Origin of the sequence: Chryseobacterium sp. MDT2-18 (assembly GCF_030815285.1) — a bacterium.
GTDB classification, from domain to species: domain Bacteria; phylum Bacteroidota; class Bacteroidia; order Flavobacteriales; family Weeksellaceae; genus Kaistella; species Kaistella salivictor.
Window position 1 is genome coordinate 219,652 of the sequence record NZ_JAUSWQ010000004.1, and the last position, 13,797, is coordinate 233,448.

General features: G+C 38.1%; 12 protein-coding genes and 3 tRNA genes. 6 read left to right on the forward strand and 9 right to left on the reverse strand.

Annotation, left to right across the window (positions count from 1 at the left end):
• Window positions 1–145: 145 nt before the first annotated feature.
• Both QF004_RS06310 and QF004_RS06315 read left to right on the forward strand, forming a co-directional pair.
• A complete protein-coding gene (locus tag QF004_RS06310) occupies window positions 146–2,812 on the forward strand; it encodes a TonB-dependent receptor (protein WP_307424056.1) in 2,667 nt (888 codons plus the stop codon).
• Window positions 2,813–2,845: 33 nt separating this feature from the next.
• Window positions 2,846–3,313, forward strand: a complete 468-nt coding sequence (locus QF004_RS06315; RefSeq protein ID WP_307424059.1) for a hypothetical protein — start codon at window positions 2,846–2,848, stop codon at window positions 3,311–3,313.
• 94 nt (window positions 3,314–3,407) lie between these two features.
• On the opposite strand, the gene QF004_RS06320 is transcribed toward QF004_RS06315, so the two are convergent.
• The 8 genes from QF004_RS06320 to QF004_RS06355 form a co-directional block, all read right to left on the reverse strand.
• On the reverse strand, window positions 3,408–3,914 hold the full coding sequence (locus QF004_RS06320; protein WP_133439320.1) for a hypothetical protein: 507 nt from the start codon (window positions 3,912–3,914) through the stop codon (window positions 3,408–3,410).
• A 54-nt stretch (window positions 3,915–3,968) separates the two neighbouring features.
• Entirely contained in the window at window positions 3,969–4,820 is an 852-nt protein-coding gene (gene accD, locus QF004_RS06325) for an acetyl-CoA carboxylase, carboxyltransferase subunit beta (protein ID WP_133439319.1), read from the reverse strand.
• A gap of 80 nt (window positions 4,821–4,900) precedes the next feature.
• The gene (fbaA, locus tag QF004_RS06330) at window positions 4,901–5,968 is read right to left on the reverse strand and encodes a class II fructose-bisphosphate aldolase (protein WP_307424066.1); all 1,068 of its coding nucleotides are present in this window, start codon (window positions 5,966–5,968) and stop codon (window positions 4,901–4,903) included.
• Window positions 5,969–6,039: 71 nt separating this feature from the next.
• Window positions 6,040–6,906 carry an NAD kinase gene (locus QF004_RS06335; RefSeq protein ID WP_133439317.1) on the reverse strand — a complete coding sequence of 289 codons (867 nt, stop codon included), beginning with the start codon at window positions 6,904–6,906 and terminating at the stop codon, window positions 6,040–6,042.
• A 79-nt stretch (window positions 6,907–6,985) separates the two neighbouring features.
• The gene (locus QF004_RS06340; RefSeq protein WP_307424069.1) at window positions 6,986–7,639 is read right to left on the reverse strand and encodes a CBS domain-containing protein; all 654 of its coding nucleotides are present in this window, start codon (window positions 7,637–7,639) and stop codon (window positions 6,986–6,988) included.
• 136 nt (window positions 7,640–7,775) lie between these two features.
• Window positions 7,776–8,690, reverse strand: a complete 915-nt coding sequence (locus QF004_RS06345; RefSeq protein ID WP_307424073.1) for a DMT family transporter — start codon at window positions 8,688–8,690, stop codon at window positions 7,776–7,778.
• On the reverse strand, window positions 8,687–9,334 hold the full coding sequence (aat, locus tag QF004_RS06350; protein WP_307424076.1) for a leucyl/phenylalanyl-tRNA--protein transferase: 648 nt from the start codon (window positions 9,332–9,334) through the stop codon (window positions 8,687–8,689). Before aat ends, QF004_RS06345 begins: the two co-directional genes overlap by 4 nt.
• A 48-nt stretch (window positions 9,335–9,382) precedes the next feature.
• Complete coding sequence (locus tag QF004_RS06355) at window positions 9,383–9,757, reverse strand: DUF3127 domain-containing protein (protein WP_133439313.1); 375 nt, start codon at window positions 9,755–9,757, stop codon at window positions 9,383–9,385.
• A 161-nt stretch (window positions 9,758–9,918) separates the two neighbouring features.
• Here QF004_RS06355 and QF004_RS06360 point away from each other — a divergent pair.
• From QF004_RS06360 to QF004_RS06375, 4 genes are all read left to right on the forward strand, one after another.
• Window positions 9,919–10,000: transfer RNA gene (locus QF004_RS06360), tRNA-Leu, on the forward strand.
• A gap of 31 nt (window positions 10,001–10,031) precedes the next feature.
• Window positions 10,032–10,107: transfer RNA gene (locus QF004_RS06365), tRNA-Gly, on the forward strand.
• Between the two features lie 3 nt (window positions 10,108–10,110).
• A tRNA-Leu gene (locus QF004_RS06370) sits at window positions 10,111–10,194 on the forward strand.
• Window positions 10,195–10,726: 532 nt separating this feature from the next.
• A complete protein-coding gene (locus QF004_RS06375; protein ID WP_307424079.1) occupies window positions 10,727–11,068 on the forward strand; it encodes a hypothetical protein in 342 nt (113 codons plus the stop codon).
• Window positions 11,069–11,086: 18 nt separating this feature from the next.
• On the opposite strand, the gene QF004_RS06380 is transcribed toward QF004_RS06375, so the two are convergent.
• A complete protein-coding gene (locus QF004_RS06380) occupies window positions 11,087–13,759 on the reverse strand; it encodes a hypothetical protein (protein ID WP_307424081.1) in 2,673 nt (890 codons plus the stop codon).
• Window positions 13,760–13,797: the final 38 nt, after the last annotated feature.

Genomic DNA, 13,797 nt, shown 5'->3' on the forward strand with positions numbered 1-13,797 from the left:
ACCTTAATTTCGGGTATGGGAATTCTTATTTCTCTTCCAACATTCAAAACATCTGGCAACCGCCTAAAATAGGTTAACACATTAGACTACAGCCAAAAGAACGTTCTTTTGGCAACCTTTTTATGTTAATTAACTTATTTTAAAAATGAAAACTTTGTTAAAAAGTCTTTGCTTATTTTCCCTGATATTCACTTCATTCTTATACGCACAAACGGTCACAAAATCAACTTTTCTGGTTAAAGGAGAATGTGCGATGTGTAAAGAAAGAATCGAAAATACCGCAAAAAAAACAGGCGCAAAAGCCGCCAACTGGAACGCCAACACTCAGCAGCTTGAAGTAGAATTTGATGCTACAAAAACTTCGGCTGATCAAATTTTAAAGAAAATCGCAAATGTTGGACACGACAACGAAAAATTCACTGCAGCTGATACGGTTTACGAAAACCTGCCTTCCTGCTGTCATTATGATCGAGCGCCTTCTTTTCTAAAAAAGGAAATTGTTACGAAACCTTTGAAAAATGACAATCAATTTTTTGTACGCGGAAACTGCAGTTCATGCAAAGCAAGAATCGAAAAAGCAGCGGCCAATGCTGGTGCAGATTCGGCAACCTGGGATGCAGAAACGCAGATTGTAACTTTAAACTTTAATCCTGAAAAAACTTCAGCGGATTTAATTTTAAAAAAGATCGCAGATGTTGGTCATGATAATGAGATGTACACTTCGAAAGATGATACTTACAAAAATCTTCCCGGCTGCTGCCTGTACGACCGGGAATTACCTTTGGGTGTAAAAAGCGATTTGGTTCACCATGACGAAGCGCCAGCACCTAAAAAAGATTTTTCACAACATGCTGACCATTTCGATAAATCCATCGAAGAAGTCCGGTTAATCAAACTGGCAGATGCGACCGCTTTAAGCAAGAAAGAAACGGGATTAACCTTTAATATCGGAACCAAAGAGTTATTGAAAGCAGCCTGCTGCAATTTATCGGAAAGTTTTGAAACGAATGCGACCGTTGACGTTTCTTTCACGAACGCTGTTACCGGAACCAAGCAACTTAAAATGTTAGGTTTGGATCAGAAATACACCGCTTTAACAAAAGAACTTTTGCCCTCAATCCGTGGTTTAGCAGCACCTTATGGCCTGAATTTAATTCCCGGAAGATGGATTGGCGGAATCCAGTTGACAAAAGGCGGAAGTACCGTGGTTAATGGCTACGAAAGTATCACGGGTCAAATTAATACTGAACTTTTAAAAGTTAATGAAAAACCGGAAACAGCGATCAACTTTTTTGCAGACGCAAACGGAAGACTGGAGAGCAATATTACCGCGACTTCTCAGTTGAACGAACATTGGAATCAGTCGATATTGCTTCATGGCAATGCAACTTTAGGAAAAATTGATTCTAATAATGACGGCTTTCTGGATCAACCGACGGGAAATCAAATTAACGCTGCCTATCTTTTAAATTATAATGATTTGGAACATTCCGGCTTAGGAACTCATTTCGGAGTTAGCTTTGTAAAAGATGAACGTTTTGGCGGACAAACTGCTTTTGATAAAAAGATTGACCGTTCTCAACAAACTGCTTACGGCGTCGGAATTGATCTTTCGCGTTTTGAAATCTGGAATAAAACCGGATATATTTTTAAAGGTAAACCTTACCAAAGTATCGGCTGGATGAATCAGTTCACGACGCATCAACAGGACAGTTTTTTTGGAAACAGAAATTATTGGGGCAACCAGAATACTTTTTACTCGAATTTGGTTTTTGAAAGCATTATCGGAAACACCAATAATAAATTCAAAACGGGTGCAAGTTTTCTGTATGACCAATATGATGAGGACTATCTGACTCAAAATTATAAAAGAACGGAAACCGTGCCTGGATTATTTTTCGAATATACTTTGACAGGACTGAAATACACTTTGGTTGCCGGCGCCAGAACAGATTTTCACAATTTGGCAGGAACGCAGTTTACGCCGAGATTAAACTTTAAATATGATGTTTTGCCTAAAACCATTCTTCGCCTTTCGGCCGGAAAAGGTTTTAGAACCGCTAATGTTTTTGCAGAAAGTCAGCAATATTTCGGATCGAACAGACAAATTGAAATCTTAGGAAATGGCGGAAAAATTTATGATTTACAACCAGAAATTGCCTGGAATTACGGGGCAAGTGTACAGCAGGAATTCAAGTTGTTTAACAGAAAAGCAACTTTGGTAGCCGATTTTTTCAGAACAGATTTTCAAAATCAGGTATTGAGCGATTTAGATATTTCACCACAGAAAATCGTTTTCTATAATCTGGAAGGAGAATCATTTGCGAACAGTTTTCAAACCCAGTTAGATTTTGTACCAGCGAAAAATTTAGAAATGAGACTGGCTTATAAGTACTACGATGTAAAGGCCGATTTCTTGGGAGGGAAAAGAGAAATTCCATTTATGGCAAAAAACAGAGGTTTCTTTAATGCTTCCTACGCTACCGATAAAACAGACAAAGGAGCTTTCTGGAATATCGATGCAACGCTTCAGCTGATTGGAAAACAGAAGCTTCCCAATTTAAATGCGAATCCATCAGAATACAGATTACCGGAATATTCTAAAAGTTACACGACCCTTAATGCCCAAATTTCCAGAAACTTTAATAAAAACATTCGTGCATATATCGGTGGTGAAAACCTGTTAGGTTACACCCAGAACCGTCCGATTATCGATGCTGAAAACCCTTTTGGGAATTACTTTGACGCAGGAATGATTTATGCACCGGTTATGGGAGCAAATGTATATTTCGGCTTGGATTTTAAGTTCTAATTAAATTTCATACTTTTGAAAAAAATAGAAAACATGAGATTATTACCTTTATTAATAGCAGGTGCAACGCTTCTTTATTCCTGCGATAAAAAAGAGAAAACCGTTTCAGATACTGAAAATGTAACGGAAGTACAGAAAGATTCGGTTATGAAGGATGGATCTGTTACTTACACCGCTGAAGAAGGCGAAGTTGCGACCGCCGTCGCCGCAAATAATCAGGCAGTAAAACCGGCATTGAATCCGGAACATGGTCAGCCTTATCACCGTTGCGAAATCCCCGTTGGCGCACCGATTGACAGCGCGCCTTCTCAAAGTGCGGCACCTCAGGTAATGCCTCAACAAAATGCTTCAGGCAATAATTTTGACACGAGACCCATTTCGCCTTCAGTTTCGTCTTCGCCTGCACCAATGCAGGCCTCAGGACCGAAACCTGCTAATAATCCAGCACACGGCGAACCTCATCACCGATGTGATTTAGCAGTTGGTGCTCCTTTAACTTAAAAATCAAAAATTAAAAAAGCGGAAAATACAAAATATTCCGCTTTTTGAAACTTGAACTTGACTTTTAAAACCTCGGCAATGTCGGGGTTTTTTTCTATTTTAAATAAACCAGGTCGCCTTTAAAATCATCTTCTAAACTATTCAGGACTTTTGCTGTTTTGGTTTTTTCAATAAGTCCTTTCACAAAAAAACTGGTTTCGAAGAATTGGCGGTGGACACCCGGAAGCAGTTCCATGAAATAATCCATCCCAACTTGATTGTTATGCAGATCCATTTTGGTTTCGAGCGGCTTATTGGGGAAGAGTTCTTCGTGCAAGTCAGTCATTTCCTTACAATACTGCAAAGCTTTTTGTGGCGAAGAAATTTTACAACAGTACATCAGAATCAGGCAGTTCCAAAGCGCATGTCGGAAAGCGTTTCCTTCTCCATTGGTCGCATGGGATTTGGGGAAATGTTTTTGTGCTAACGAGAAACTCCTCACGGTTGCGTAAAATCCCAGAATTGAAAATAACGGATGCGCAAGAATCAACCGCAAAAGTTTCATAATTTTGGTAAAACTTAAGGATCTTAAAGCATTAAATATTATTTTGATGTTTCTCATAAAAAGAAATCCCACCTTCAATTGAGGTGAGATTTTATTGATAATTCAAATGTGTTAAGCGTGCGCTAACAATCTAACTGTTTTAGAAACTTTATCTTTGATTTCGGTTCTTTTAACGATGAAATCTACGAATCCTTTTTCCTGCAGAAACTCTGAAGTCTGGAATCCTTCCGGTAAATCTTTACCGATTGTTTCACGGATCACGCGAGGTCCTGCGAAACCGATCAAAGCTCCCGGTTCTGCAATAATAACATCAGCAGTCATCGCAAAAGAAGCGGTAATTCCGCCGAAAGTAGGATCACATAAATAGGCGATGTACAGCAAGCCTGCTTCGGAAAGCTGAGCCAGCTTCGCCTGCACTTTTGCCAACTGCATGAGTGAATAGGTGGCTTCCTGCATTCTGGCTCCACCTGATTGGCAGATAATCATATACGGAAGTTTGTGTTCGATACAGTAATCAATTGCACGACGGATTTTCTCGCCCATCACGGAACCCAGGGATCCACCGATAAAACTAAAATCCATACAGGAAATTACCATTTTTTCACCATTAACAGTTCCTACGGCATTTCTGATCGAGTCTGTTAATTTCGTTTTGGCTTTTACTTCTTTCAACCGGTCTGTGTAAGACTTGGTATCTTTGAAACTCAACATATCTACACTTTCAACACCAGCGTCGAGTTCCGTAAATTTGTTGTCATCAAAAAGAATTGAAAAGAATTCTTTACTGCCTATTCTCACGTGGAAACCATCTTCTGGAGACACATAATTATTGGCTTTCAGTTCTTCATGTTCCACAATCTTTCCGCTTGGCGTCTGATGCCAAAGTCCTTTGGGAACGTCTTTTTTATCTTCTGTGGAAGTGGTAATGTTTTGTGTTTTCCTTTTAAACCAGTCGAATGCCATTGAGTTTAATTTTAGATTATAAATTTCAGACTGCAAATAAAAACAAATTGCTTTTAAAAACAATGTCTAAAATAATTTAATTACAAAGTATTAATATTGTTAAGGTCTTCAAATGCCTGCTCCAATCTTTTGCTAAAGGTTTCTTCGCCTTTTCTCACCCAACCTCTTGGGTCATAATATTTTTTGTTCGGTTTATCACCACCGTCAGGATTTCCGATCTGGGTTCTTAGATATTCGATGTTATTGACCATGAAATCTCTGATTCCTTCAGTGTAAGCAAACTGCAAGTCGGTATCGATATTCATTTTAATTACCCCATAATCGATTGCTTCTCTGATTTCTTCTAAAGAAGAACCGGATCCTCCGTGGAAAACAAAATTAATTGGTTTTGCGCCCAGTCCGTATTTCTCTTCTACATATTTCTGAGAATTATCAAGAATTTTCGGCGTCAATTTTACATTCCCCGGTTTGTAAACTCCGTGAACATTTCCAAAAGCAGCAGCGATCGTAAAGTTCGGTGAAATCGCATTTAATCTTTCGTAAGCATAAGCAACTTCATTAGGCTGGGTATATAATTTTGAAGAATCTACCCCTGAATTATCTACGCCGTCTTCTTCACCACCGGTAATTCCCAGTTCAATTTCCAGAGTCATGCCCATTTTTGCCATTCTCTCGAAATATTTGCAGGAAATATCCAGGTTTTCTTCGATTGATTCTTCAGATAAATCAAGCATGTGAGAGGAGTAAAGCGATTTGCCGGTTTGGGCAAAGAATTCTTCGTTGGCATCCATCAGTCCATCAATCCACGGCAATAATTTCTTCGCACAGTGATCGGTATGCAAAATAACGGTTGCTCCGTATGCTTCTGCTAAAGTATGAATATGTTTTGCTCCGGCGATCCCTCCTAGAATTGCGGCTTTCTGGCCATCGTTGTTCAATCCTTTTCCTGCATTAAAAGCGGCGCCACCATTAGAAAACTGAATAATTACGGGAGAGTTCAGTTTTGCGGCGGTTTCCATGGTTGCATTGACGTTGCTGGAACCAATAACATTCACTGCGGGAAGTGCAAATTTATTTTCCTTTGCGAATTGGAAAATGTCTGAAACCATTTGCCCTGTGGCAACTCCTGCCGGAAATTTCTTGCTCATAACTGATATTTTTATAGATTTATTATTTGCTGATTTTGAACAGTAAAGTTAAGTATTTTAAAGTTGAATATCTAATTTCTTTTGTCATTTCCCCACAGCAGTTTCTGACGGATTGTTTCGTAAAAACTGAGATTCGTGGGGTGAATCAACAGTATTTTAAAATGGGCTTTCCGCAAGATGACTTCTACATCGGTTTCCATGTGAAACAGGCGGGAATCCAGTGACAGTGAATATTGTGGAACACGGCTTTTGACCTTTAATCTGATCTCAACATCATCATTGACGATGAGTGGGCGAACATTCAAATTATGTGGCGCAATAGGTGTAATGACGAAAGTGTTGTTATTGGGCGTAATAATGGGACCGCCACAGCTTAGTGAATAAGCAGTTGATCCCGTTGGAGTCGAAATAATAATCCCATCACCCCAAAAAGTATTGAGAAACTCATTATCAATAAAAGATTCCACCGTAATCATTGCAGTAGTTTCTTTTCGTGAGATGGTTAAATCGTTTAATGCATAAGGGAAAAACAGCGAATTATTGGGAGAAATAATTTCAATGACCGACCGTTCACTGATTTTCATATCTCCTTTGATAATCCCGTCGAGCTCCAAAAAAACTTCTTCTTTGGTGAAACTCGCCAGGAAACCGAGGCGTCCTGTATTAACACCGACCACCGGGATCAGTAAATCCTGCACAAAAAGAAGGGAATTCACAATGGTCCCGTCGCCACCGAAAGTAAAAAACAAATCTACTTTCTTTTCCTTCAAATCCTGTTTTCCGGCAAAGGTTTCAAAGATTTTAGAAAACTGCATTGCATCGGCCATTTCCTCATACAGAATCGCTTGAACTCCTCTTTTTTCGAGTTCAGATACAAATTTACTCAGATACAAAAAGGTATCTAAATCATTTTTCTGGGAATAAATAGCTGCTTTCATCTTCTTATTTCATTTGTCAGATATAACACCGACAGATTTTCATTTCCTTTCAATAAGCGGTTACCGCATTTCATCTGTTTCAGATTTCCATATATTTTTGAAAAAAACCGAACCGGTCTTTCAACAGTTCTTCTTTTTGGTCATCATAGTATTTATGAACCACGCTGTATCCGTAGCGTTCAAAAGTTTCATCAATCGAGCTTAGGTTTTCGCTGTTTATTTTTAAAGTAATCTGTACGTCATCTCCTTCAAAAGCACTGATATAGCAGCCATAAATCCTACCATTGTTCGATTCTACGATTTTACAGATATCAGTCATCGAGTAGTTTCTTTTATTGTTTTGGATAACCAACAATGCCCCATTCTCTGAGAATAACGGGTATTTTGCAAACTCACAGAAAACGTCGTCACAGGTAAGATAACCCTGGTATTTTTCCAATTTATTGATCACAGGAATGACGTTGCTGTTGAAGGTATAAAAAAGTTTAATCGAATCTAAAACGTTTCCATCCTCTAGCAATGCAAATTTTTCAAAATGATGCTCCAGGGTCTGCAATGTTCCTTCAGGACTTTCCTCCAAAAACTGCTGGCTCAGGGCTCCCTGGTAAACCCCTTTCTTCTTGATAAAAATGTGGGTATAGCCAAATTCTTTAGCTACCTCATTGGCCTGCTCTATGGAATCACTGGTATTGAACGCAGGATAATCTTTAGAAATGTAATCTTTGATAAACATTAGCCAAATTTAGCAAAATAATAAAAGAGAATGATCCTTTTTGAAATAATTTAAAATTTACAAAAAAAGATTTGGATAGTATAAATCTAATTATATATCTTTGTCGCCTTTCATTTTTACTTTTTATTAGATTTATTTAAAACCGCACCACTTTAGAGTCTTGCGGTTTTTCTTTTTTAGGGCTTTTCGCTCGCAGGAAAATGAGTCCAGCAAGGATAATAAATGCCCCTGCAAACTGCATCGCCGTTAATTTTTCACCATCCAATAATCCCCAGATCACAGCAACTACCGGCATTAACAAAGTGACCGTAGAAGCAAATAAAGGCGTAGAGATATTGAGCAGGCGATAATTCAGCATCATGGCCAGCCCGGTTCCGAAAACTGAAAGCAAACTCACAAAACCCAATCCGATGAATAAATCTTTGTCCGGATGAAGATCATTAAAGAATCCTGCAAATACAAGCGCAATGAGCGACGGGACAATTAATACAAAAGAAAACACAAATGCAGACAGGATTTTCGCCGGTATTTCATGGAGTTTGGATTTTACAGTAGTCATCGAAATGGCGTAACCCAAAGTAGCAACCAAGAGCAAAACAATGGGTATTAATTTAAGTTCACCGCCTTCACCGCCGGAAAGCGCTAAAATACACGCACCAGAAAAACTTATTCCCACGCCGATTAATTGTCTTTTCGTTGTTGAAAATTTCCAGAAAAGAAATCCAACGATGATTACAAAAATGGGCATCATCGAATTGACAATTCCTGCAATACTGCTGCTGACTTTGGTCTCAGCAATTGGAAAAAGAAACATCGGAATAAAATTCCCTGTTAAAGCCGCCAGGACTAACCACTTTAAATGTTTTCTGGGAAATTTTCTAATATTACTTATTGCCATTGGAAGCAAAAGAATTCCGGCGATTAAAACCCGTAAAGCACCCACTTCATAAGGATTAAAATGCTCGAGCGACTTTTTAATAAGAATAAATGAAGAACCCCAAATTACAGAGAGCACTATCAGCAAAACCCATCTTTCTTTTTCAGGATTCATATTTGTTGATTTTTTAAGAGATTTAAATAGTCTTTTTTAGAAATCATGGTTGCGCCCAAACTTTCCAGATGTTCGGAATAAATCTGACAATCAATCAGTTCCAAGTTTTCTTTCTGACTTTGAATAAAATGAATAAATCCTGCTTTGGAGGCGTTACTCACTTTCGCAAACATGCTTTCTCCACAGAATATTTTCCCGATCTGCAGGCCGTAGAATCCACCGACTAACTCATCGTTTTGCCAAACTTCAATACTTTTTGCAATCCCATTTTTCTGAAGTTCCACAAAAGAATCGATTAATTCATCTGAAATCCAGGTTCCATCCTGATCTTTTCTAAAGGTATTTTTGCATTCTTCCATGACTTCGCGAAAATGTGTATTTTCGGTAAAAGTAAAAACCTCATCGCGCAAAATCTTTTTCATCGATTTAGAAATTTTTAAATCTTGGGGAAAAAGCACGAATCTTGGATCAGGACACCACCAAAGGATTTCTTCGCCCGGATTATACCACGGAAACAGCCCGAGTTGATAAGCAAAATACAACCTCTGAGGCGACAGATCGCCACCCATGGCCATGATTCCGGATTCTGACTCCAGCAAAGCGGGATCAGGAAAAGAAATTTCATTGGGATCTAGGAGAATCATCTGAAAATTAAATCCTGCCAAAAAAGCAGGATTTATAAAATTTCAATATTAAAACGGCAAATCGTCTTCGTCTTCTTCAAAAACGCCTTTTCCTTCCGCAGGTTTAGTTGCAGATGGTGTTGCCTGAGTTGGTTCAAAACCTCCGGCTGATTCTAAGTTTTCAACTTTCCAGCCTGTGATAGAGTTGAAATATTTCACTTCTCCTTGTGGTGAAGTCCACTCTCTCCCTCTAATATTGATAGAAACTTTCACTTTATCACCTTCTTTCAAGGGATTAAGCAAATCTCCTTTCTCCTGAAGAAATTCGATATTAATGGGTTGCGGATACTGTTCTTCGGTTGTTAACACCATCTCTCTTTTCTGAAATCCGCTCGCAAACGTCTGAACTTCAGTTATTTTCTTTACTGTTCCTTGTAATTCCATGATATAAATTCGTTAAAGCGGTAAAAGTAATAAAAAGGAATCTAAAAAGAAAGTTCTCGGTGTCTTTTCGAAAAAATTAAATTTTTTATAAAATAGTTTGGTTTAGAAAGAAAAAATCTTTTATATTTGCACTCACAAAAAAAAGGAACAGTGTTCATTTAGCGGATGTGATGTAATTGGTAGCCATGCCAGACTTAGGATCTGGTGCTGTGAGGCGTGGGGGTTCGAGTCCCTTCATCCGCACGAAAATTTCTGAGGATTTTTTCAAGAAATTGCGAAAATAGCTCAGCTGGTAGAGCACGACCTTGCCAAGGTCGGGGTCGCGGGTTCGAATCCCGTTTTTCGCTCCACTTGCCTTGGTGGTGGAATTGGTAGACACGCAGGACTTAAAATCCTGTGTCCGTAAGGATGTACGGGTTCAAGTCCCGTCCGAGGTACTTTAAAGCCTTGTTAATCGTTTGATTAGCAAGGCTTTTCTATTTTTCATGCAATGTATGTGCAATGTTTTAATTGGATCAGTATCAAAACTTGGGGACTAAGCAAAAATTTTGGATAATCTGAAAAATGATACAGTCCTTAGTCAGCAATCGGATTTCTGTGCGGCGCTAAAAAGATATTGGAACTTCGCAAACCATATCCATTTCTCCACATAACCAAAGTACACTCATCCCCATACCAACCCCTGGCTTATGCTGACCTTATGCTGACTGTATGCTGACTCCTATCATTGCTTCAGGATATTCGGAGAATAATTGAAGGCCGGCTCCTCTTTACTGCCTGTTTAGATCAGCAGTAATTTAAGAAGTTACATTCTTCAAAATTAAATATTTTTATCATTCTCTCCAAGTTTTAGACTTGATCCAAAACATCTTCTTTTTTTTCTTTCTTTCTGAACCTGAAAACCTTCCAAAGTCCTGCTTTTAAAATTGATGGTACTTTTTTTGTTACGTTAAATTTAAATACCATACCATGTCAGATCACAATTTAAAAACACTTTCCGAAGTGCTCAATATTCTCAGACAACGAGGAATCACCAAAGAAATCACAATGAATTCACAAAAACAAATGGTTTTGGGAAAAGACGAAAAACTTTATCAACCTGAAGATCTGTGCATCGTAAAGTCTTACCGGTTTGAAGGAGACAGCAGCGCAGATGACAACGCAGTGTTATATATACTCGAAGACAAAGAAGGTGAATTATCTACGATACTGGACTCCTACGGTGGCGAAAGCAATTATAGCGGTGAGGAATTCGCCGATTTTTTACGAAAAGTTCCCGTTCAGGAAAAAGAGATACATAATATTGACTGACAGGAGATCCGTCGCAGTTTAATGAGAAGAGGAATTTTTTTTGAATAAATTTTTGAAACCCTTCTGCTTTAACGCTTCTTTTTTTTCCTGAACCTTCCCATTAACGGTGTTAAGTTTTTCCTTCACCTCTGCTTTCGTTTCTTTCAGTTCGATATTATTTTGTTCCAAAGCAGATTTAGTATTGCCAACTGTATTTTTTATCGACTGTTCTGTTTTAGGCGCATTTTTTCCGATTAAGGTTTTCTTTAAGCCCTGTTCGATCCCGCGCCATAACATATTGAAAAAAGATTTCGTTTTATCCCTTTCTACCCCTTCGACTTCTACTGACGCAGGGTAATTTCCGGAATCTGATTTTACAAAAACATTGGCCATCGCCGAAAGAAGTTTATTTTTCTCTCCGGTCGGTTTCAGGATAGATACTTTTAAATTCTGATGAACCATTTTCAAAGTTCCCCGGATGCCTTGCTTCGTTCCTTTAAAATCAAAAATCAGATCAGAAATCAAACCGGTTGCCTGGATTTTCAGATAAGGTTCGATAAACGGATTAATTCTGGATGCCGGCAGATCCGCAATATTCCCCGAAATTACAAAAGCATCAGTGGTGTTTGCCGTATCAAAACTCCACTTTATATTCATCGGAGAAGCATTCATAAACCTGCAGTTAACCGAAATCGGAATCTGCGTAGATTTCCCTGCCATCTTCGCTGAATTCAGGTTTTTCACATTCATATTGAAATCACTGAAAATCAGTTTTCCGGGCCCGTCACTTTTTTTGGTATCTTCTTCATACACCAAAAGTGAGTTTGCAATATCTAAATTATCAATGAAAAGAGGAAACTTAATTGATCTCAATAATTCAGAATACATCGGCTTTTCCGTTAAATCATCTTTGGGAATTTTACTCCGGAAAACATTGGCATTTACATTATTAAGAGCAACATTTCCCAGATTGAGATATTGGTTTTCCGAAATCAAATCCCACTTTCCATTTGCGCTGATTTTACTGACTGTAATATCATACAAATCTCTTTCAGCCGGAATCATTCGGATAAATTGTTCCCGTGAAACGGTAGGCTTCACCGCAAAATTAGAAATCTGAACCGAACTTTTATTCAGTTTTAAAAGCGAAGCCGTCAGATTATAGAATTTAGTTTTATAATTAAAGTCCCTGGTCGTCAAATTGTAATTCCCGGTTTTAAAAGGAATGGTCTCTTTGATGGTTTGCGCATTCATTTCGATATTTTGAAAATTGGCGTTCAAATCTTTAAAAACCAAAGGCTGATTTTTACGGTCCACAACCACATTTGAATTCTTTAAAACCACATTTTTCACTTTCAATGGAAACTGAATTCCCTCGAAAGTAGGTTTCTTTTTCTTTGAATTATTGGCAGTTCGAACAGTTCCGTTTAATTGATCGACTAAAATATTCTGAACATCTAATTTCAGTTTATTATTGATGAATTGCCAGTCATTAATTTGAAAACTGAGTTGATTTGCGGTAAGATTCAGACTTGTTTTATCAGCATTCACCGTGGTTGGCTTTACCGAAATATTCTGGAAATCCGCAGACTTTGGCTGTACCCACAAATGGGCAACTTTCACGTTTTCATGGCCCGAAACAAAACTGATGTTTTTTCCTTTGATATCAAAATTCTCATATTTAAAAGGAATGTTTCCCTTTGCCGTTTCGTCATTCATCTGCAAATGACTGATCTGCATTGTTAAATTTTCAGCAACAAATAAAGGATTATCTCCGGGTTTGAGAATCTTGATTTTTGCGTTATTTAAAAGTACATTTCCCAGATTAAGCTCACTGGTAAAACTTCGCTTCTTCTCCTTCGGTTTTACATGGGTCGTAAACACCGTTATTTCCAGATTATCAAATTTTGCATCGCTGAGAGACCATTTATTATCTTTAATAATGAAATCTTTAAAACTCATCTCCGCTGCTTTTACATCAAAGAGATTTCGCTTTTCAGGAAAATATTTCAGAAAGTTCTGATAGGATAAAAGCGGAACCACGGCGAACTTTTTCACGTTCATTTGCCCATTTTCAGTCGAAATCGATTCTGCGGTAAACGCGTACAAATTATCAGGACGGAAAAAGAAGTTTTTCCCTGTAAGATGGTACTTTTCAAAAGCAATGGGTAATTGATCGCCGAGGGATTTTTCGGTCATTTGAAGATTTTGAACCATCAAAGTCAAATCTTTTACGGACAGCAATTTCTGTTTGGTATGCCGGAAAATCTGAATATTTCCGCGACTGATATTGATATTTTTAAACTGAACAGGATTTGCTTTTTTACCCGTTTTTTCATCAATCGGTTTTGGGAGGTTGATATTGAGTCTTGGATTTTTAAGTGTTAAATTATCGGTAGAAACACTTTTGTTAAAAATCAGATCAAAAATCCCTAATCTGGAAACCGATAATGTATCTATCCTCCCCTGCAATCCAACTTTGTCGGTACGATCCGGATTTTGATTATTGATGGTAATTCCGGTGGCAAAAATATTTCCGGTTTCTAACTCAACATCCAGTGTCTTATAAGTAATAATATATTCAGAATTTTTTTTGATGTAACCTGGCAGATTGTTTCTGAGCCACAAGTTCAACCCAAAATTGATGGAAAGAAAAAGCAAAAGCAGAATCCCCAGGATGATTGAAAAAATTCTAAATTTTTTATTCTTCATGGAACCGAAGATACAATTATAGAACCATTTTCACTTCT

Excerpts from the sequence above, each read along its gene's own strand:
- QF004_RS06345 (WP_307424073.1), bottom strand. The coding sequence starts at position 8,690 with ATGAATCCTGAAAAAGAAAGATGGGTTTTGCTGATAGTGCTCTCTGTA.
- QF004_RS06340 (WP_307424069.1), bottom strand. The coding sequence starts at position 7,639 with ATGTTTATCAAAGATTACATTTCTAAAGATTATCCTGCGTTCAATACC.
- aat (WP_307424076.1), bottom strand. The coding sequence starts at position 9,334 with ATGATTCTCCTAGATCCCAATGAAATTTCTTTTCCTGATCCCGCTTTG.
- QF004_RS06335 (WP_133439317.1), bottom strand. The coding sequence starts at position 6,906 with ATGAAAGCAGCTATTTATTCCCAGAAAAATGATTTAGATACCTTTTTG.
- QF004_RS06320 (WP_133439320.1), bottom strand. The coding sequence starts at position 3,914 with ATGAGAAACATCAAAATAATATTTAATGCTTTAAGATCCTTAAGTTTT.
- accD (WP_133439319.1), bottom strand. The coding sequence starts at position 4,820 with ATGGCATTCGACTGGTTTAAAAGGAAAACACAAAACATTACCACTTCC.
- QF004_RS06380 (WP_307424081.1), bottom strand. The coding sequence starts at position 13,759 with ATGAAGAATAAAAAATTTAGAATTTTTTCAATCATCCTGGGGATTCTG.
- fbaA (WP_307424066.1), bottom strand. The coding sequence starts at position 5,968 with ATGAGCAAGAAATTTCCGGCAGGAGTTGCCACAGGGCAAATGGTTTCA.
- QF004_RS06355 (WP_133439313.1), bottom strand. The coding sequence starts at position 9,757 with ATGGAATTACAAGGAACAGTAAAGAAAATAACTGAAGTTCAGACGTTT.
- QF004_RS06315 (WP_307424059.1), top strand. The coding sequence starts at position 2,846 with ATGAGATTATTACCTTTATTAATAGCAGGTGCAACGCTTCTTTATTCC.
- QF004_RS06310 (WP_307424056.1), top strand. The coding sequence starts at position 146 with ATGAAAACTTTGTTAAAAAGTCTTTGCTTATTTTCCCTGATATTCACT.
- QF004_RS06375 (WP_307424079.1), top strand. The coding sequence starts at position 10,727 with ATGTCAGATCACAATTTAAAAACACTTTCCGAAGTGCTCAATATTCTC.